We start from the raw sequence: 18,715 nt of genomic DNA, 5'->3' as shown, positions 1-18,715 counted from the left end.
ATGAAGCCAGATAATAATAAAGATATTACTGAGCATATTGCCAAAATGCTAAAAGAGCATTCTCTTCCATACGAGGAAGGCGCTTGGGAACGATTTAAGGATTTTGAAGCCACTAAAAAAAGGAAATTGGTGTTATGGCCTTATTTTTCAGGCGCTGCAGCTGCTGTGATTATATTGGCGATGTCATTGTTTTTAATTATTGGGAAAGATGATGGTAATAACCAACAAATTGCAAAACAGGAGATTATTAAAGATATTATAGAAATACCCAATGGTAAATCTACTGATAATAATAAAATTACAAATAGTGAAAGGCTGATATCTACTCCAGCTCCTTCAATGGAATTTGTTGCCGCACGACGTAATCGTCAGATTGCGAATCCTGCTATTGCTGATGTTTTAGTTGAATCAAGTTCGTCAGATGTTGAAGAAGCTGAATTGAATAGAATGGATCTGTCGTCCGCAGAAGAGAGTGAACCTGCAACTTCAACTTCAACTCAATCTATTGCTTCTAATGTAAGGAAGCCAAACCAGAGAGAAAGGCAGGAGCGGACATTCTTTAATGGAATAGAAGGGATAGAACAGGATGTTGATGTTTCAAATACTAGAAAATGGGATTTTAGTGTTGAGCTATCTCCCAACATAAAAGATAATGATATTAATTTCGGTGGTGGTTTTGCCATTGCCTATAATTTGAACGATAGGATTTCGATTGGCTCAGGAGTTTCATATATGCAACTTGATGCAGAAAGGGGGCCGAATGGAATAGATATACCTTCAGAGTTTTCTAATTTAGCTGGTTCTAGAAACAATAATAAATCATTAAGCACCATTAGTACATCGTTAGTGGGATTAGATTTTCCGATTAATTTAAAGCTGAATATTGGAAGTGCGATGTATGCCAATGCCGGTGTTTCTTTATTTAGTGTTTTAAACGAGTCTCGTTATAATAACTTTGAAGAACGTATAGCAGTAACTTCCCTGGCAAGTCCAAACACATCTCCTTCTGCTTCTAAAAGTGAAAGCAATGGAGTAGAGGCTCAGACCCTTCACTCACAAGAAGTTAGTGTAAGTAGTCCTTACGAGGGAAAGAATTTTACTGGCTTCTTAAACTTCTCTGTGGGATATAAATTACCCTTTATTCCAAAGATAAATTTAGCTGTTGAGCCTTATGTGAAAATACCAATTGGTAGTCTTTCTGATCAGGATATGGATTTAAGTAACGGTGGTTTTAAAATTAAAGCGAGCTTTTAATCTTTATAGCTAACCTCCATATTTTGAAACATGAAAGCCCATTTGTCTGCAGCTTCTTCTATGATTTTATCGGTTGGTTTTCCTGCACCATGCCCGGCATTAGTTTCAATACGAATCAATACAGGATTATTACCTTGATGATATTCTTGTAAACGAGCCGCAAATTTAAAGGAATGTGCCGGTACTACCCGGTCGTCATGATCTGCTGTTGTGATTAGCGTTGCCGGATAAGAAACTCCCTCTTTAATAGCATGATAGGGAGAATACTTGATTAGATACTCAAACATTTCCTTCGAATCTTCCGCTGTGCCATAGTCGAATGACCAGCCAGCACCTGCAGTAAATTTATTGTAGCGTAACATATCAAGAACTCCTACAGCGGGTAGAGCTACTTTAAAGAGTTCAGGTCGTTGAGTCATAGCTGCGCCCACTAATAAACCTCCGTTTGAACCTCCGGAAATTGCAAGCTTATCTGAAGAGGTATATTTGCTTTGGATCAAATATTCAGCAGCAGCAATGAAATCATCAAAAACATTTTGCTTTTGCATTTTAGTACCCGCTATATGCCATTTTTCCCCATATTCTCCTCCACCTCTTAGATTGGCAACTGCATAGACTCCTCCTTGTTCTAATAGAATAATGTTTGAGGTGCTAAATGAGGGGCTGAGACTGATGTTGAATCCCCCGTAACCATATAATAAAGTAGGATTGTTTCCATCTAATTGAATGCCTTTTTTATAGGTGATAATCATAGGGATTTTTGTACCATCTTTCGATTGGTAGAAGACTTGCTTTGATTCATACAGTGATGGGTCAAAATCTACCCCTGCTTTTTTATACTCTGACGATTCACCGCTATTGATAGTATATTTATAAATTGTTGGTGGATAAATATAAGACGTAAAACTATAATATAGTTCTGTTTCATTTTCTTTTGCTGAAAATCCAGAAGCTGTCCCTACATCTGGTAGATCGATACTACGTTCTAGTTTTCCTGAATAGTCGTACTGTTGTACAAGAGAAGTTGCGTCTTTTAAATAGTTGGCAAATATTTTACCACCACCTATGCTAACATTTAGTACGTTTTCAGTTTCAGGAATGAGGTCTTTCCATTTATCACTGCCGAGCTCATTGATATTCGCACGCACTACACGATAATTCGGTGCATCTAAGTTAGTATAAATAAGTAGTGAATCTCCTTGGTTGTCAAGTATGCTATATTCTTGATCAAAATTGTTGATAATATTGATAATAGGAGAATTAGCTTTTGATAAATCTTTAATATATAATTCATTACCACTAGTGGTATTGGCAGCAGTAATTACCAAAAATCGTTGATCTTCTGTTAATGACGCATCAATGTATCTTCGTTTAGTTATATCTCCTCCAAAGATTAATTCGTCTTCACTTTGTGGGGTTCCTAACTTGTGAAAATAAAGTTTGTGATATTGTGTCAAACCTGATAGTGTGCTTCCTTCTCTTGGTTTGTCATAACTACTATAATAAAACCCCTGATTTCCTTTCCAAGCTAATCCCGTGAATTTTAAATCCACGAGGGTATCGCCGATTATTTTGTTTTCCAATGTGTTAAGAACAATTACCTTTCTCCAATCAGATCCTCCTTCTGAAATTTGATAAGCAGCTAAACTGCCATCTTTTGAAAATGAGATTCCTGCTAAAGAGGTGGTTCCATCAGTAGAGAATTTATTTGGATCCAGAAATACTTCTATATCTCCTTCGTCTTTTTGACGATAAAGTACGTATTGGTTTTGTAATCCATCATTTTTGTAAAAGTAGGTATAGTCACCTTCTTTGAAAGGAGCAGAATATTTTTCATAATTCCAAAGATTTTCCAAGCGATCTTTTATTGCATTTCGATAGGGTATTTGTGATAAATAATTTTCAGTAACTTCATTTTCCTCAACTACCCATGCTTTGGTGTCTTCGGCCATATCATCTTCTAACCAACGATATGGGTCAATAACTTGAGTTCCAAAATAATTATCTGTAGTTTCAGTCTTTTTAGTATCTGGATAAGGCATTATGCTAATATTGTTATTTGGGTTAATTATCTCGGAAATAGGATTTTCATTATTGCAGGCTACCAGCATGGTTGCACAAAACAAAATACTTAAGGTCGTTTTCATCTAATCGTTTGCTTTAATCTTACAAATTTAATTGAATATCTTGAATTGCAAAAACAGCATCTTTTTGTAAGTTTGTTTCCATGACAAAAGCCGGTAAACTTTATTTTGCATCTGATTTTCATTTGGGTGTTCCTTCTTATGAAAGTAGTCTGCAAAGGGAGAAGAGAATTATTGATTGGCTTGAATATATTAAGCACGATGCTGCAGAAGTTTTTTTAATGGGCGATGTTTTTGATTTCTGGTTTGAATATAAACACGTTGTTCCTAAAGGCTATATTCGTTTTTTAGCAAAATTGGCAGAGCTGATATCAATGGGAGTGGAGATTACCCTCTTTAAAGGAAATCATGATATGTGGATGTTTGGATATCTAGAGAAAGAGGTTGGTGTAAGGATTGTATCGGACGAACTTATCTTAAATCGGAATGGAAAACGTTTTTATTTACATCATGGCGATGGATTAGGCTCTGGAGATAAAAAGTATAAGGTTTTAAAAAAGATATTTAGAAGTAAATTAAGTCAGTGGATATTTTCTTGGTTACACCCGAATATAGGAATGGCCATAGCTGAAATGTGGTCAAAAAACAGCCGTATAGCTAGCAATAAGAAGGAAGAGTTTAAAAATGAGGATGAAGAATGGCTTGTAGCTTTTTCAAAGGAAAAATTGAATGCTGAACATTTCGATTACTTTATTTATGGCCATCGGCATTTACCACTATCGATTGATTTAGGAGAAAAAAGTTTGTATGTTAATTTAGGGGAATGGATTAACTATAACAGCTATGCCGTATTCGATGGTAGGGATTTAGAGCTAAAATATTGGGATAGACTTATATAAATTATTTAAGCCTATCCCAATATTTATTTCTATTAATTATTGTGAGTTATGATATCATAACCAAATTCTTCTTCTTCAATATCGGTATTAATCAATCCTTTTGACCAGATAGTATAGATAAATCCATCTTTTAATTCCAAAGGAACTGGAATATTGATTGAATTTCCACTGTGTGATTTGATACTAGCTTCATAAGTGCCTGCATCTACTTCTTGAAAGCTTGTATAGTCTTTAAACTTTTTGTTGCTTACTAAGCTTGTATTTTGAGTAATATTGAAATCAAGTGCCGGTGCATCCGGACTTAAATTAACAAAACGAATTTTCGCTTTACCTACCGATGGCTTTGTCAAATCATCTTCAATCAATAAGGAAGTAAGCGATTCCTTTTTTCCTCCAATGAACAAGCTATAGTAGCTTCCACTTGTAAGTTTTAATTCGAGTTCATGAAGCGGTGAGTTGAAAGAATCTTTTTCGTAGATTCTTGCTAAACGAGATCCTGAAAATGCTCTGAAATAAGGAATTCTTTTTCCATATACAAACTCTGGTCCACTAGGATCCAGTATTCTTTGATTGTCTAAAACGAAATCGAAAGCTGTTGAGTTAGGAGATGCATGGATTACTGTAATAGCAGAAACAATGGAGCCGGTGTCTGGACCTGAATCTTTTAAACAGGAGCCTAATGAAAATGAAATAAAGGTAAATAACAGTAGTATCATTGATGATACTTTGGACGATTTAAATTTGAAAGCAGTTTTCATAGAATATTGATCTAAATATTTTGCATTTGCTTGTTGCAATTTACAACTATTCAGGTAGAACGTCTTATTTAAATATCATGCTACATTTTTTTTCTAAATATTCACCCTTGAATCATGAATTCATAGAAATCATCAAAATTTCCGTAAGTTTGTCTAAACGAACAATGTCCTATAAATGCCTATAAAAGGAAATCAATTTAGATCAAACACGACTAAGAGTGGAAATTTAAATAATAACCAATCTGCAAAACGCGCTGCTCCAAAAAGAGTAGGTCGTTCAGAACAAATACCTAATCTGAGATTCGGTGGTAGCAAAATAGCAAAAATTATAGGTTTATTCTTATTGTTATTAAGCATTTACTTTCTTGTAGCTTTTGTTTCTTATTTGTTTACCTGGCAGGAGGATCAAAGTTATGTAGCTTATTCAAATGGAGGTTGGTCAAATCTATTGAAGAGCCAAGAAGAGTTAATAGCCGGCGGGGTTCAAAATCCAGTTGTCGAAAACTGGTTAGGTAAGTTTGGAGCTTTGCTATCTCATCAATTTATATACAAATGGTTCGGAGTGGCATCCTTTATATTTTTATTTGTCTTTTTTGCAATTGGTCATCGTTTATTATTTAGGGTTCGCCTGTTCTCACTGAATAAAGCATTAGGGTATTCTTTTTTCTTTTTGATATTTATATCCGTGGCATTAGGGTATTTCCATAGCTTTTTGAGCAATTATCCGCATTTTTTAGAGGGAGAATTTGGATTCTGGACGAATCGTTTATTGCAAGTCCAGATTGGAAATGCCGGGGTAGGAGGATTATTGGTTTTCGCTGTCTTAACGTTTATGGTTATTGCTTATAATCTGGATTTTAAAATTCCGGAGAGAAGCAGACCAGTTGATAAGTCGGAAAGTTTAGATGATGGTTTTGAAGCCGTGATTACACCGGATTATAAATCGGAACAAATTGAATTGAATCCGCGGTTTAATGAAAAAAAGGAAGATAGGCCTTTAAATCATACGAGAGTTGCCAAGCCGACAGAAGTTGTAATTGAAAAGGAGCTAAGTATTACTACAGATCAGGAGAGTTTGGCTATTAGAGAGGAGGAAAGTACTAAGCTTTCGCCGAACTTGGCAGTTGAGGATGTTGTTGAAGAAAAGAAAGCTGATGCGAATGTATTAGTAGAAAAATTTGGGCAATATGATCCTCAATTGGATCTGTCGAGTTATAAGTTTCCTCATTTGGGATTGCTGCGTGATTATGGATCTGGTAAGATTGTAGTTAATAGTGCAGAACTTGAGGCTAATAAAGACCGTATTGTAGAAACCTTGGGAAACTATAATATTGAAATTGAGAAAATTAAGGCAACTATTGGTCCAACGGTTACTTTATACGAAATTGTTCCCAAACCAGGTGTTAGAATTTCAAAGATTAAGAATCTGGAAGATGATATTGCACTTAGTTTAGCTGCATTGGGTATTCGTATAATAGCTCCTATGCCAGGAAAAGGTACGATTGGTATTGAGGTTCCGAATAGTCAACCTGAAATGGTGTCCATGCGATCGGTTATTGCCACTGAGAAATTTCAGCATACAGATATGGATTTACCAATTGCTTTTGGTAAAACTATTACAAATGAAGTCTTTATTGCTGACTTGGCAAAAATGCCTCACTTATTAGTAGCGGGTGCTACCGGACAAGGGAAATCGGTAGGGATCAATGCAATTATCACTTCATTGCTATTTAAACGTCATCCGGCAGAGTTGAAATTTGTATTAGTGGATCCTAAGAAAGTAGAACTTTCTCTTTTTAATACCATAGAAAGGCATTTCCTGGCAAAACTTCCAGGAGAAGAAGAGGCAATTATAACAGACACGAAAAAAGTTATCAATACATTGAATTCGTTGTGTATTGAAATGGATAATCGTTATGACTTACTAAAGAATGCCGGTGTAAGAAACCTGAAGGAATACAATGTGAAATTTGTTAATCGTCGGTTAAACCCTGAAGAAGGTCATCGATTTTTACCTTTTATAGTTTTGATAGTTGATGAGTTTGCTGATTTAATGATGACTGCTGGTAAAGAGATTGAAGCACCTATAGCTCGTTTAGCTCAATTGGCACGTGCAGTTGGTATTCATTTAGTTATTGCTACTCAGAGGCCTTCAGTTAATATTATTACTGGTACTATTAAGGCCAACTTTCCGGCTCGTTTGGCATTCAGGGTATTGTCGCGTATTGATTCAAGAACTATATTAGATACAGGAGGAGCAGATCAACTTATTGGTAGGGGGGATATGCTTCTATCAACAGGGAGCGATCTTATTCGTATTCAGTGTGCATTTGTGGATACACCTGAAGTAGAAGCAATTTCAGAATATATAGGAGCACAACGTGGTTATCCTTCAGCTTTCGAATTGCCAGAATATATTGACGAGAATAATAAGGGTGGTTTGTCAGATTCATTTGGAGAAGAGGATAGAGATTCTTTATTTGAGGATGCTGCCCGTTTAATTGTATTACATCAACAAGGTTCTACTTCGCTAATTCAACGAAAACTGAAACTAGGATATAACCGAGCAGGAAGGATTATAGATCAGCTGGAGCAAGCAGGCATCGTTGGACAGTTTGAAGGAAGTAAAGCACGAGAGGTTTTATATCCGGATGAGGGTTCATTGGAACGGTATTTGGATACTTTGCGTAAAGAAGGTTAATTTATGAAAATTTTAAATGTTCTTACGTTTGTACTTTTAACGACGTGCAGTATATCTGCTGTATTTGCTCAGAATGCATCCTCCGCAAAGTCTGTTTTAGATAAAGCTAGTAAAACTTATTCGTCGTATAAAACGATAATGGCCGATTTTACCTTGCAAGGAGAGAATAAACAGGAAAATTCAGACTTTAATGGAAAGGGAAAAGTATATCTTGTTCCAGGGTCAGGAAAGTTTAAAATTGAGATGAATGATCATGCAATTATTAGTGATGGGAAAACTCAATGGAATGTTTTATTGGACTTGGGAGAGGTGCAAATTACTGATGTAAACCCCAATGACAAATCCATAAATCCATCTAATATCTTTAACTTTTACACGAGTGGATACCAAATGAATAAGCTTGGTGAGGCAAAGGTTGGATTGAATGTCTTGTCTGTTATTGAACTTGTGCCTCTTGATAAATCTCAAAACGTATCTAAAATACAACTACGAATAAACAATTCGAGTGGATTTATACATGATGCCAGCGTATTTGATAAGAATGGAAATATGTATACATATTCTCTCGCAAATATTGAAGTAAATAAGACCTTTTCACCGGGGATATTTGGTTTCTATAAACATAATTATCCCGGTATTGAGATTGTTGACTTACGCTAATAGTCTTTTAATATGCTTCCTTATACACAACATAGTCTACATAAGCTCGAAGATTTATTAAAAGCCAATAACTATAAGATTCGATATGAAAAGGGGAACTTCAAATCGGGCGTGTGTGTTTTGATGCAGGATAACATATTGGTGATTAATAGATTCTCAGATATAGAAGTAAAGATTAATTCATTAATTGAAACTATTAGAGAGTTGGATTTTTCTGATTCAATTCTGGACGATAAACAAAAGAAGTTTTTATATTTGATTAAACAAACAAAACTAAACCTGTGACCATAACCTTTTTAGGAACTGGTACATCTCAAGGGGTACCAGTTATCGCTTGTGAGTGTCCGGTTTGTCTATCTGCAGATAAAAAAGATAAGCGCTTACGATCCTCTATATTAATCGAAATAAACGGCAAGAATATAGTTGTAGATACTGGGCCTGATTTTAGATATCAAATGTTAAGGGAAAATGTAAAGCATTTGGATGCGATCCTTTTTACTCACGAACATAAAGACCATGTTGCAGGTTTAGATGACATACGAGCTTTTAATTATAAACAGAAAGCCGCTATTCCCATATATGCTAATCAGCGGGTTATTAAAGCGTTAGAACGAGAGTTTTATTATATATTTTCTAGCTTAAGTTATCCTGGTATCCCTCAAGTTCATATTCATGAAATAACGAATGACGCATTTGTAATTGATGATACGGAAATAAAACCTGTTGAGGTACAGCATTTTAAATTGCCTGTATTAGGTTTTAGAATCAATGATTTTACATATATAACGGATGCTAAAACAATTGATGATAATGAAGTTCAGAAAATTGCAGGAACGAAGATTCTTGTTATAAATGCATTGCAGCGCGAAAAACATATCTCCCATTTTACTCTTAGTGAGGCTATTTCTTTTGCTAAAAGGATAAATGCTCAAGAAACTTATTTTACTCATATCAGCCATTTATTAGGTAAGCATTCTGATGTCTTTCAGGAGCTTCCTGAAGGAATTTCTCTGGCTTACGATGGTTTAAAACTAACACTTTAGGATTAATATTGATATTTTTCAATAAAGGTTAAAACTTTTATGTCGTTTTTTCCTTTATAATATAATTATTAACATTAAATGAAAGATTATGGGAAACTTATTGTACATCATCGCTGTGGTATTAGTTATTATCTGGGCGATTAGTTTTTTTGGAGGATATGCATCAGGAGGGATTATTCACATCCTTTTAGTGATAGCAATCATAGCAATTTTATTGAGATTAATCAGAGGCGCAGCTTAAGATGGTCTCATCCATATAGCTGCGATATCTATATCCGAAGGATAAGTTATCTTAATATTCCGGATATCTCCATCAATTATATTGATAGGATATCCGGATTTTTCTATTACTGATGCATCGTCCGTAAAGCTTTCTTCGAATTTCTGTTTATACGATTCCTTTAAAAGGTTAGCTCTGAAAACTTGAGGGGTTTGTATAATTAAAACTGAATCTCTATCAATGGCTTCATTCGTGCCATTTTTATTAACGATGCGTATTGAATCTCTGCTTTTGATAGCGGGAATAGCAGATCCATTAATTTCAGCATTCTTATAGGCATTCTTTATAACATTTTGGCTAATTAAAGGCCGTACTCCATCGTGTATACCTATCAATAAGTTGTTTAAAGATGTTTCTTGTTTAAATAAAAATTCGAGTGCATTTTTTACTGAATGAAAACGGGTTTCTCCCCCATATACAAGCTGATACGGGATGTTGAATGCAAATTTATTGCAGAGATCTACCCATTGTTCATGATGTTTTTCATTAATTACTAAGATTATTTTAATTGATTTATCATCCTTATGGAAAGCACTTATGCTATGCATAAGAATAGGTAGACCCCTTAATTGATGGAATTGTTTAGGAAGGGAATTCTCCATTCTGGAGCCAACCCCTCCGCTAACGATTATTACGTATTTCGATAATACCGCCATCAATTTTTCTTAACTGTCTTATATAATTAACATGGCATCACCGTAGCTATAGAAGCGATATTTTTCTTTTACAGCAACTTCATAGGCATTCATCACATTTTCATATCCTCCAAATGCACTTATCATCATTAAGAGAGTGGATTCTGGAGTATGAAAGTTAGTAATCATGCTGTTTGCTATGCTAAAATCATATGGAGGGAAGATAAATTTGCTGGTCCAGCTATTTGCCGCTTTTAATCGAAGGTTTGCTGAAACGGCTGATTCAATAGCGCGCATACTAGTAGTACCAACGGCACATACTCTTCTTTTATTATCTATGGCTTCATTTACCAGTTCGGCTTCTTTTTCACCTACAATGAATTGCTCTGAATCCATTTTATGTTTGGTAAGATCTTCAACTTCTACTGTCCTGAATGTACCCAATCCAACGTGAAGAGTGACCTCTGCAAATTCTACTCCCTTTAATTCTAATCGCTTCATTAATTCACGACTAAAGTGTAAACCGGCTGTTGGTGCTGCTACAGCGCCTTCATGTTTGGCATAGATAGTCTGATAGCGGAATTTGTCTTCTGGTACAGCTTTACGATTGATATATTTTGGAAGAGGTGTTTCACCTAATATCTCTATATTCTTACGAAATTCCTCATCAGTCCCATCAAATAAGAAACGGATGGTACGACCTCTTGAAGTTGTATTGTCAACTACTTCGGCAACCAATAAATCGTCATCACCGAAATAAAGTTTATTGCCAACACGTATTTTTCGAGCCGGGTCAACCAGAACATCCCATAATCTCAATTCTTTATTTAATTCCCGTAGTAAAAAAACTTCAATGGTAGCACCTGTTTTTTCTTTATTGCCATAAAGACGAGCGGGAAATACTTTTGTATTGTTGAAGATCATTACATCTTTCTCATCAAAATATTCCAGTACATCTTTAAAGATTTTATGTTCGATTTCTCCAGTATCCTTATGTAAAACCATTAAACGAGATTCATCACGAGTCGGAGTGGGGTGTGATGCTATTAAAGACTGTGGTAAATTAAATTTAAATTGAGATAGTTTCATAATATATATTGAATAGTATAACCGTTGAACTCAAATAATGAGAATTTGTTTGCTCATTTATTATTTGATATTAGCGTATAAATCAGCGCGCAAATATACGAATTTTAATATGATTGTTTTTATTAATAAACTCCTCATATTTATTGTAATATTTTATAATATATGTATGTAACTAATTGTACTTTTCACCGTCTTAGTATTATATGATCTTTTTAAAACTTCTAGGCGAAAGCTTTCGTTTTGCGTTTTCAGCTTTGCGCGGCAATAAGACTCGTACTTTGTTGTCCTTGTTGGGCATTACGATTGGTATTATGACAATAATAGCAGTCTTTTCTGCTGTAGATACGCTTCGCTCAAATTTAGAAAGCAGTGTTGAGAAATTAGGAAGTAAGACGATTTACGTTGCTAAGTGGCCATGGGATGGCGGACCTGATTTTCCCTGGTGGAAATATCAGAACCGTCCGGAACCCACTTTACGTGATTTTGAACAATTGCAGAACCGTTTAACTATGGTGGATGGGATTTGTTATGAAGTTTCTCTAGGAAATAGAACGGTAAAATTTTTAAATAATAATGTAGAAGGGGCCACAATATCAGGAGCCTCATTCGATTTTTATAAAATACGAGATTTAGAGTTTGAATCTGGCAGATACTTCACCTCTCTAGAGTCCGATCATGGTACACCTGTATCAATTATAGGCTCTACGATTGCTAATGCATTATTTCCAAATATCGACCCAATTGGAAAAGAACTTGTTATTTTGGGACGGAAAACGATAGTGATTGGGATATATAAGGAAGAGGGAGAGGGTATGTTAATGGATGTTTCTCTTGATAATGTTATTTCAGTTCCCCTCAATTTTATTAAAAACTTAATACATGTAGAAGATTACGGTCCAAATATTGTAATCCAAGCTGCCGCAAAGTATCCATTAGAAGAGACTGAAAGTGAAGTACGCGGCGTGTTGCGTTCAATACATAGATTAAGTCCTATACAGGAAGATGATTTCTCTTTGAATAAAACTACTTTAGTAACCGCGCAATTGGATGAACTATTTACAATTATTAATGCTGCTGGTTTGTTTATTGGAATCTTCTCAATTTTAGTAGGAGGATTTGGAATTGCGAATATTATGTTTGTTTCTGTTAAGGAACGTACTCCTTTAATTGGAATTCAAAAGTCATTAGGAGCCAAGAACTTTTTTATCTTATCACAGTTTTTGATTGAAGCTATACTGCTTTGTATATTGGGTGGTTTGATTGGATTAGGGATAGTTTACCTTTTAGCGTTTATTGTTAAGATGGGCTTTGATTTGGCTATTGTTGTTGATTTTAGTAAAGTTATCTTGACACTTGTGTTGTCTACCGTTATCGGGTTAATAGCTGGTATTATACCAGCAGTAATGGCTTCAAGGTTAGATCCTGTAGAGGCGATTCGAAGTTAGCCGAATAGTTTTATATTAGTTTTTAGTTTTTAGTTTTAGTTTTTAGTTTTAAAAAAGAAGGGGATATTCAGAATTGAATATCCCCTTCTTTTTTAATGTTATATACTTATTTTAATTTAGCTAGTGCTTCCTTAATTCTCTTTAGAGCTTCTTTCAAATTATCTTCAGATGCTGCGTATGAAAAGCGAATACAGTCGTTATTTCCAAAAGAGTCTCCACCTACAGTTGCAACATGCCCTGTGTTTAAAAGGTAAAGAGCCATATCTGCTGAATCCTTAATAACTTCACCAGTTTCTGTTTTCTTCCCAAAGAAAAAACTAATATCTGGAAAGAAATAGAATGCACCTTCTGGAAGATTGGTTTTTACACCAGGAATTTCTTTTAATAAATTATATACTATATCCCTTCTTTTAAGAAAGGCATCTCTCATAACCAGAACACTTTCTAATCCTCCTTCATAGGCTGCTAATGCTGCTCTTTGAGCAATGGAACAGGTGCCTGAGGTAACTTGCCCTTGTAGTTTATCTGTAGCCGCTGCAATTGCAGAATTCGCTGCTAAATATCCAACTCTCCAGCCAGTCATAGCGTATGCTTTCGAGAAACCATTTACAACAATTACACGATCCTTTATTGAGTCGAATTGTGCGATGGACTCATGTTTACCCGTAAAGTTTATATGCTCATAGATCTCATCAGATAATATATAAATATTTGGATATCTTTCGAAGACTTTTACCAGTGATTCTAACTCGTCTTTGCTATACATGCTCCCTGTTGGGTTACAAGGGGATGAGAACATAAACAATTTAGTCTTAGGTGTAATTGCTGCTTCTAATTCTTCTGCACTGATTTTAAAGTCACTTTCGATAGTAGCATCGATAAACACGGACTCCCCATCAGCTAGTTTTACCATTTCGGAATATGAAACCCAATAAGGAGTTGGGATAATCACTTCATCGCCTGGATTTACCAAACACATAATAGCATTTGCTAAAGCTTGTTTTGCACCAGTTGATACCACAATTTGTGAAATATCATAATCAAGGTTATTTTCTTCTTTTAATTTATTGACAATGGCTTTTCTTAGATCCGGATATCCCGGTACAGGAGAATAGTAAGTGAAATTATCATCCATTGCCTTTTTAGCAGCTTCCTTGATATGATTAGGGGTAGGGAAGTCAGGTTCGCCAAAGCTTAGGCTAATTACATTCACACCTTTTGCCGTTAATTCTCTTCCAAGCTTAGCCATTTTTATCGTGGCAGATTCAGAGAGGTTATTAATTTTGTCTGATAAAATGGTTGTATTACTCATTATTATGATTGATTATGAATTACAAATTTACTGGATTATAATTTAAATATTTAACTAATTAATAACATTATCCTTTCAATATTTCAAAAATATAGCTTTTTTTTAATAAATATAGCATCTACCATTATTCTTAAATAATTCTCTATTTTTGTTTAAACTCTTTTCCATTGAACAATCAAAGAAATTTAATATTATTATCGCTTATAACAGGCATTGTATTGATGTTGGCTAAATTCCTAGCTTACTATATTACAAATTCAAATGCTATTTTTACGGATGCTCTGGAAAGTATTGTGAATGTGGCCGCCAGTAGCTTTGCGTTCTATAGTATATACCTTTCTTCTGTTCCTCCTGATGAAAATCATCCATACGGACATGGGAAAATTGAATTCTTTTCGGTGTTCTTAGAAGGAGGATTAATATTCGCTGCAGGCCTTTTTATTATTGGTAAAGCGATTTATAATATTTTTTATCCTTCTGATCTTATAAATATCATGGAGGGTATTGGGATTATTGCTATTACAGGTATCATAAATTATGCTTTAGGAACTTTCTTGCTTCAAAAAAGCAAGAAACTGGATTCATTAACTTTAATGGCCGATGGAAAGCATTTAGTTACCGATGCTTACAGTACACTAGGACTATTGATAGGTTTATTGTTGTTGTATTTCACTGAGATCCAATTTATAGATACCTTGCTGTCTTTAGTTTTGGGGTTGTTTATAGTATATAATGGCTATAAACTTTTACGGAAATCAATAGGAGGATTGATGGATGAATCGGATGCAAAGATTGTTGAGGATGTTGTAGATATACTTCAACTTAATCGGAAAGACGCGTGGATTGATGTTCATAATTTAAGAGTACAGCGTTATGGAACTGAATTGCATTTAGACTGTCATGTAACATTACCTAATTACTTCGATTTGAATCAAGTACATGCTGAAGTTTCTGAAATTGATCAATTAATAAACCGGAATGTAACTTTAAAAACAGAATTTTTTATTCATGCAGATCCTTGTTTACCAAGATGTTGTCATTATTGCAGTGTGCAGAATTGTCCTATTCGTTCGGAAGCTAAAACAATTGATATAGATTGGAATAAAGAATTGCTTGTAAAAAACCGTAAACATTTTGAATATACGAAACCGAATTAAAACAAATGGAATTAAAAGTCTTTAATATTCGATCTTATGGTATTCTACTTAATCAACGTCACGAGATTTTAATTAGCGATGAAATATACCATGGGCATCTATTTTCAAAGTTTCCCGGAGGGGGAATGGAGCTCGGTGAAAGCCTTTCGGATAGCATAAAGCGGGAGTTTATAGAGGAGTGCGATTTAAATTTAACGAACTTGAATTTACTTTATATAACTGATACTGTCGTACAGTCAATGTTTGATAGCAGTCAACAAGTAATTGGAGTATATTATCAGGTCTTTACTGACGAGTTATTATCGGTACCTATAAAGACTGAAGTGTTTGACTTTCAAGAAGGCAGCCAACAGTCTTTTCGTTGGGTTCCGTTACATAGTTTTAATTCGAATGATTTAACCTTTGAAATGGATCAACAGGCTTGGGATATCATTAAGGATAAAATTATCTTATAATAAAAGTATATTGATATAAAGCTAATTCTTTTATTAAAACGGCTAACTGTCAGCTATTTAACACTGTAAAGTTTTTTATACTCGATAATTGAACCTATGTTGCTCATAACATAGGCTATGAGATTCTTATTTCTATTTCTTTTTTTATTTGCAAAAAAGCTGAATGCTCAAACGACTTCAGGTGCACGGTTTATGGCTATGGCAAATGCTGGATCAGCATTGGAAGGTGTTTATAGTCTGGGTGGTAATCAAGCAGGAGTTGCATCGGTAGATCAGCTGAAATTAGCTTTAACATTTCATGAACATAACTATTCAACTGATGTTCGCAGCATAGCAGCTTTTTTCGTATTTCCAAGTTCTATTGGTGTATTAGGTTTTTACGCAAATATGTATAATTTGGGCTACGACCTAAACGAACTTAGGGGAGGTTTAACACTATCCCGTCTGTTGACATCTAAGTTTGCAGTTGCAGGCACCTTAAATTATCATCAACGCTCAATTTACGAATATGGTATAGACAAAGCTTTATCTTTTGATCTGGGATTCCAATATAAATTATCTGAGTATTGGTTATTAGGGACCCATTTTATCAACCCTCTTGCTTATATAAGTACAGATGAATTATCTTATGAGATTCCGGCTCAAATAAGATTGGGCGCAAGTTACATGCTAAGTAATCAAGTTTTGTTAGCAATGGAGTCTAGACTTAGCATGGATAAGTATCAAGATTTCCGATTAGGTTTAGAATATTCTATTATCACAAGTTTGAATTTACGGGGCGGAACATCTTTTTTGCCTTTTAAACGATATGTTGGTGTTGGAGTAGATTTTAATAAAATTAGTGTAGATGTTGCCTCATCATTTCATCCCCAATTAGGAATGTCCTCACAATTCGCTTTGAACTATGCATTTTAGATATCTGCTATACTTATTTGTATTTAGCCACATGGCAATGCAAAAATCTTATGCGCAACAATTCTTTGACCCGGAAACGGTTGTAGAAAGTCTGATAGAAGAATTGATTGAAGAAGCAGAAGAAGAGTACGATTATTCGGATATTTTTGAACGTTTAGAGTTTTATTTAAGAAATCCAATTGATCTAAATAAGACAGACGAAAAAGAATTAAATGAACTTTATATTCTTTCGCCTTTTCAAATCAATGAACTTTTAAACCATAGAGAACTTAGCGGGAACTTCATTTCAATATATGAGTTGCAAGCGATAGAAGGTTTTAATGATCAAAGTATTCAACGTTTGTTACCTTTTGTAAGTGTTTCGCAAGGTAATAATCGCGCAAAACTAAAACTTAAAGACGGTACACATGATCTTATCCTTCGCTATGGAAGAGTTTTAGAAAATCAAAGAGGCTATATGGTTGCGGAAAAAGAAGGACAGTCTGTTTATTTAGGTACTCCCGATCGTCTATTTGTTCGTTATCGTTATCAGTTGGCAGATAAATATCAGCTCGCTTTAAATATGAAGAAAGACGCAGGTGAAAACTTCTTTAGAGAAGATCAAAAGCGTGGGTTCGACTTTTATTCCGCCAGCTTCTTTATTAAGAATGTTGGAAAAATACAGAATATAGCTCTCGGAGATTATTCTTTACAATTGGGGCAAGGGTTAAGTATATGGAATGGATTTTCCTTTGGAAAGGGCTCTCTTGTTCAACATGTTGCAAGACAAAATATTGGTTTGCGACCCTATACATCAGCTAATGAATATCAGTATTTTAGAGGAGCTGCGACGACCGTCAAATTTGGAAAGATAGAAGTATTGCCCTTTATATCCTATAAAAGGATTGATGGGACCTTATCCAATGATTCTTTAAGCTTCAGTTCAATTAATGTTTCAGGTTATCATCGCACGGTTGCTGAAAATAAAAATAGAAAATCAGTATCTCAGATGTTATACGGATTAAACCTTGTTTATAATTCCAATAATTTTAAGATGGGGGCTGTAACTTTTCAAACTGCATTTGATAAGCCTATGTTGCCCAATCAACAATTATACAATGCATATACATATAAAGGGCAGCAATTAACAAACAGCAGTGTTTATTATCATTATACGTTTAGAAATATATATGTTTTTGGAGAAGGAGCTTATAGTTTTGGAAGTGGTTTCGGATTGGTAAATGGTTTAATCGCTAGTTTATCTCATCAGTTATCGTTGGTGTTACTGCATCGTAACTATCAAAAGGATTTTCATTCATTGTTAAGTCAGGGTTTCTCAGAGAATACTAGGACAATTAATGAGGAAGGTTTGTATACCGGTTTAATCCTTAATTTAAGTCCAAAAGTTGAATGGGTCGGATATGCTGATTACTTTAGTTTCCCATGGGTTAAATATCAAGTTGATGGCCCTTCAAGAGGGTATGATTTGTTTTCGCAATTTACTTATTCGCCGCAAAAAACTTTAAATCTTACACTGCGTTACCGGTACCGAAATAAGGAAGAAAATACTGTTTTGAATGGTCCGGCCAATAAGTTGGAAAACGTTATTCGACAGCAAGCGAGAATAGAAGTTAAATATGATATTACTGACGCCATTCAATTTAGGAATCGATTTGAATTAATAGCTTATTCTAAAGAGACCGTTACAAAGGAGAAAGGATATATGGCTTATCATGATATTGTCTTTAAACCTTTGCAAAAGGCTATAAGTGGCAATATACGTGTAGCTGGTTTTAAGACGGATAGTTATAATTCAAGAATATATGCCTTTGAAAATGATGTTTTATACGGATATTCATCTCCGCCTTATCATAATACAGGTCTTCGTTTATACACTAATATTCGATATCGGGTAAAAAGGAATTTAGACTTCTGGTTGCGCTATGCTTCATTTTTATACGAAGATAAGGGAGTCAGTTCGGGTCTGGATTATATCGCTGGTAGTATGAAGTCGGATATTCGCTTACAGTTGCGAATGCAGTTCTAGAG

The 18,715-nt window shown here is 34.8% G+C and carries 17 protein-coding genes; 12 read left to right on the top strand and 5 right to left on the bottom strand.

Features of this window, described 5'->3' with window-relative positions:
* Positions 1–1,254 carry a hypothetical protein gene (locus VL047_RS07385; RefSeq protein ID WP_325359459.1) on the top strand — a complete coding sequence of 418 codons (1,254 nt, stop codon included), beginning with the start codon at positions 1–3 and terminating at the stop codon, positions 1,252–1,254.
* On the opposite strand, the gene VL047_RS07380 is transcribed toward VL047_RS07385, so the two are convergent.
* Positions 1,251–3,296 (bottom strand): prolyl oligopeptidase family serine peptidase, encoded by a 2,046-nt coding sequence (locus VL047_RS07380; protein ID WP_325359554.1) that lies wholly within the window; start codon positions 3,294–3,296, stop codon positions 1,251–1,253. The genes VL047_RS07385 and VL047_RS07380 overlap by 4 nt on opposite strands.
* A gap of 185 nt (positions 3,297–3,481) precedes the next feature.
* Here VL047_RS07380 and VL047_RS07375 point away from each other — a divergent pair, with 185 nt between their 5' ends.
* Positions 3,482–4,237, top strand: coding sequence for a UDP-2,3-diacylglucosamine diphosphatase (locus tag VL047_RS07375; RefSeq protein ID WP_325359458.1), 756 nt, complete (start codon positions 3,482–3,484; stop codon positions 4,235–4,237).
* Between the two features lie 32 nt (positions 4,238–4,269).
* On the opposite strand, the gene VL047_RS07370 is transcribed toward VL047_RS07375, so the two are convergent.
* Positions 4,270–4,953: a DUF4397 domain-containing protein gene (locus tag VL047_RS07370; protein WP_325359457.1), complete on the bottom strand. Its 684-nt coding sequence runs from the start codon at positions 4,951–4,953 to the stop codon at positions 4,270–4,272.
* A gap of 217 nt (positions 4,954–5,170) precedes the next feature.
* On the opposite strand from VL047_RS07370, the gene VL047_RS07365 reads away from it, so the two are divergent.
* The 5 genes from VL047_RS07365 (at position 5,171) to VL047_RS07345 (ending at position 9,640) form a co-directional block, all read left to right on the top strand.
* On the top strand, positions 5,171–7,696 hold the full coding sequence (locus VL047_RS07365) for an FtsK/SpoIIIE family DNA translocase (RefSeq protein WP_325359456.1): 2,526 nt from the start codon (positions 5,171–5,173) through the stop codon (positions 7,694–7,696).
* Between the two features lie 3 nt (positions 7,697–7,699).
* Positions 7,700–8,356, top strand: coding sequence for an outer membrane lipoprotein carrier protein LolA (locus VL047_RS07360; RefSeq protein ID WP_325359455.1), 657 nt, complete (start codon positions 7,700–7,702; stop codon positions 8,354–8,356).
* A 12-nt stretch (positions 8,357–8,368) separates the two neighbouring features.
* Positions 8,369–8,641 (top strand): hypothetical protein, encoded by a 273-nt coding sequence (locus VL047_RS07355; protein WP_325359454.1) that lies wholly within the window; start codon positions 8,369–8,371, stop codon positions 8,639–8,641.
* Positions 8,638–9,399 (top strand): MBL fold metallo-hydrolase, encoded by a 762-nt coding sequence (locus VL047_RS07350; RefSeq protein WP_325359453.1) that lies wholly within the window; start codon positions 8,638–8,640, stop codon positions 9,397–9,399. Before VL047_RS07355 ends, VL047_RS07350 begins: the two co-directional genes overlap by 4 nt.
* A gap of 88 nt (positions 9,400–9,487) precedes the next feature.
* Positions 9,488–9,640 carry a lmo0937 family membrane protein gene (locus VL047_RS07345; RefSeq protein WP_325359452.1) on the top strand — a complete coding sequence of 51 codons (153 nt, stop codon included), beginning with the start codon at positions 9,488–9,490 and terminating at the stop codon, positions 9,638–9,640.
* Here VL047_RS07345 and VL047_RS07340 read toward each other — a convergent pair.
* Both VL047_RS07340 and queA read right to left on the bottom strand, forming a co-directional pair.
* Positions 9,637–10,335, bottom strand: a complete 699-nt coding sequence (locus VL047_RS07340; RefSeq protein ID WP_325359451.1) for a 2-C-methyl-D-erythritol 4-phosphate cytidylyltransferase — start codon at positions 10,333–10,335, stop codon at positions 9,637–9,639. The genes VL047_RS07345 and VL047_RS07340 overlap by 4 nt on opposite strands.
* Before the next feature lie 18 nt (positions 10,336–10,353).
* Complete coding sequence (gene queA, locus VL047_RS07335) at positions 10,354–11,403, bottom strand: tRNA preQ1(34) S-adenosylmethionine ribosyltransferase-isomerase QueA (protein ID WP_325359450.1); 1,050 nt, start codon at positions 11,401–11,403, stop codon at positions 10,354–10,356.
* Positions 11,404–11,606: 203 nt separating this feature from the next.
* On the opposite strand from queA, the gene VL047_RS07330 reads away from it, so the two are divergent.
* The gene (locus VL047_RS07330; protein ID WP_325359449.1) at positions 11,607–12,848 is read left to right on the top strand and encodes an ABC transporter permease; all 1,242 of its coding nucleotides are present in this window, start codon (positions 11,607–11,609) and stop codon (positions 12,846–12,848) included.
* A 106-nt stretch (positions 12,849–12,954) separates the two neighbouring features.
* On the opposite strand, the gene VL047_RS07325 is transcribed toward VL047_RS07330, so the two are convergent.
* A complete protein-coding gene (locus tag VL047_RS07325; protein ID WP_325359448.1) occupies positions 12,955–14,160 on the bottom strand; it encodes a pyridoxal phosphate-dependent aminotransferase in 1,206 nt (401 codons plus the stop codon).
* Positions 14,161–14,327: 167 nt separating this feature from the next.
* Between VL047_RS07325 and VL047_RS07320 the strand changes: the two genes are divergently transcribed.
* The 4 genes from VL047_RS07320 (at position 14,328) to VL047_RS07305 (ending at position 18,713) form a co-directional block, all read left to right on the top strand.
* Complete coding sequence (locus VL047_RS07320; protein ID WP_325359447.1) at positions 14,328–15,317, top strand: cation diffusion facilitator family transporter; 990 nt, start codon at positions 14,328–14,330, stop codon at positions 15,315–15,317.
* A 5-nt stretch (positions 15,318–15,322) separates the two neighbouring features.
* Positions 15,323–15,772 (top strand): NUDIX hydrolase, encoded by a 450-nt coding sequence (locus VL047_RS07315; protein ID WP_325359446.1) that lies wholly within the window; start codon positions 15,323–15,325, stop codon positions 15,770–15,772.
* Between the two features lie 117 nt (positions 15,773–15,889).
* Positions 15,890–16,687 carry a hypothetical protein gene (locus VL047_RS07310; protein ID WP_325359445.1) on the top strand — a complete coding sequence of 266 codons (798 nt, stop codon included), beginning with the start codon at positions 15,890–15,892 and terminating at the stop codon, positions 16,685–16,687.
* 37 nt (positions 16,688–16,724) lie between these two features.
* Positions 16,725–18,713 carry a helix-hairpin-helix domain-containing protein gene (locus tag VL047_RS07305; protein WP_325359444.1) on the top strand — a complete coding sequence of 663 codons (1,989 nt, stop codon included), beginning with the start codon at positions 16,725–16,727 and terminating at the stop codon, positions 18,711–18,713.
* Positions 18,714–18,715: the final 2 nt, after the last annotated feature.

It is taken from the genome of Albibacterium sp. (assembly GCF_035514885.1).
Taxonomy (GTDB): domain Bacteria; phylum Bacteroidota; class Bacteroidia; order Sphingobacteriales; family Sphingobacteriaceae; genus Albibacterium.
Note: the sequence above shows the minus strand (reverse complement) of the source record. Positions and strands in the feature narration are given on the sequence as shown.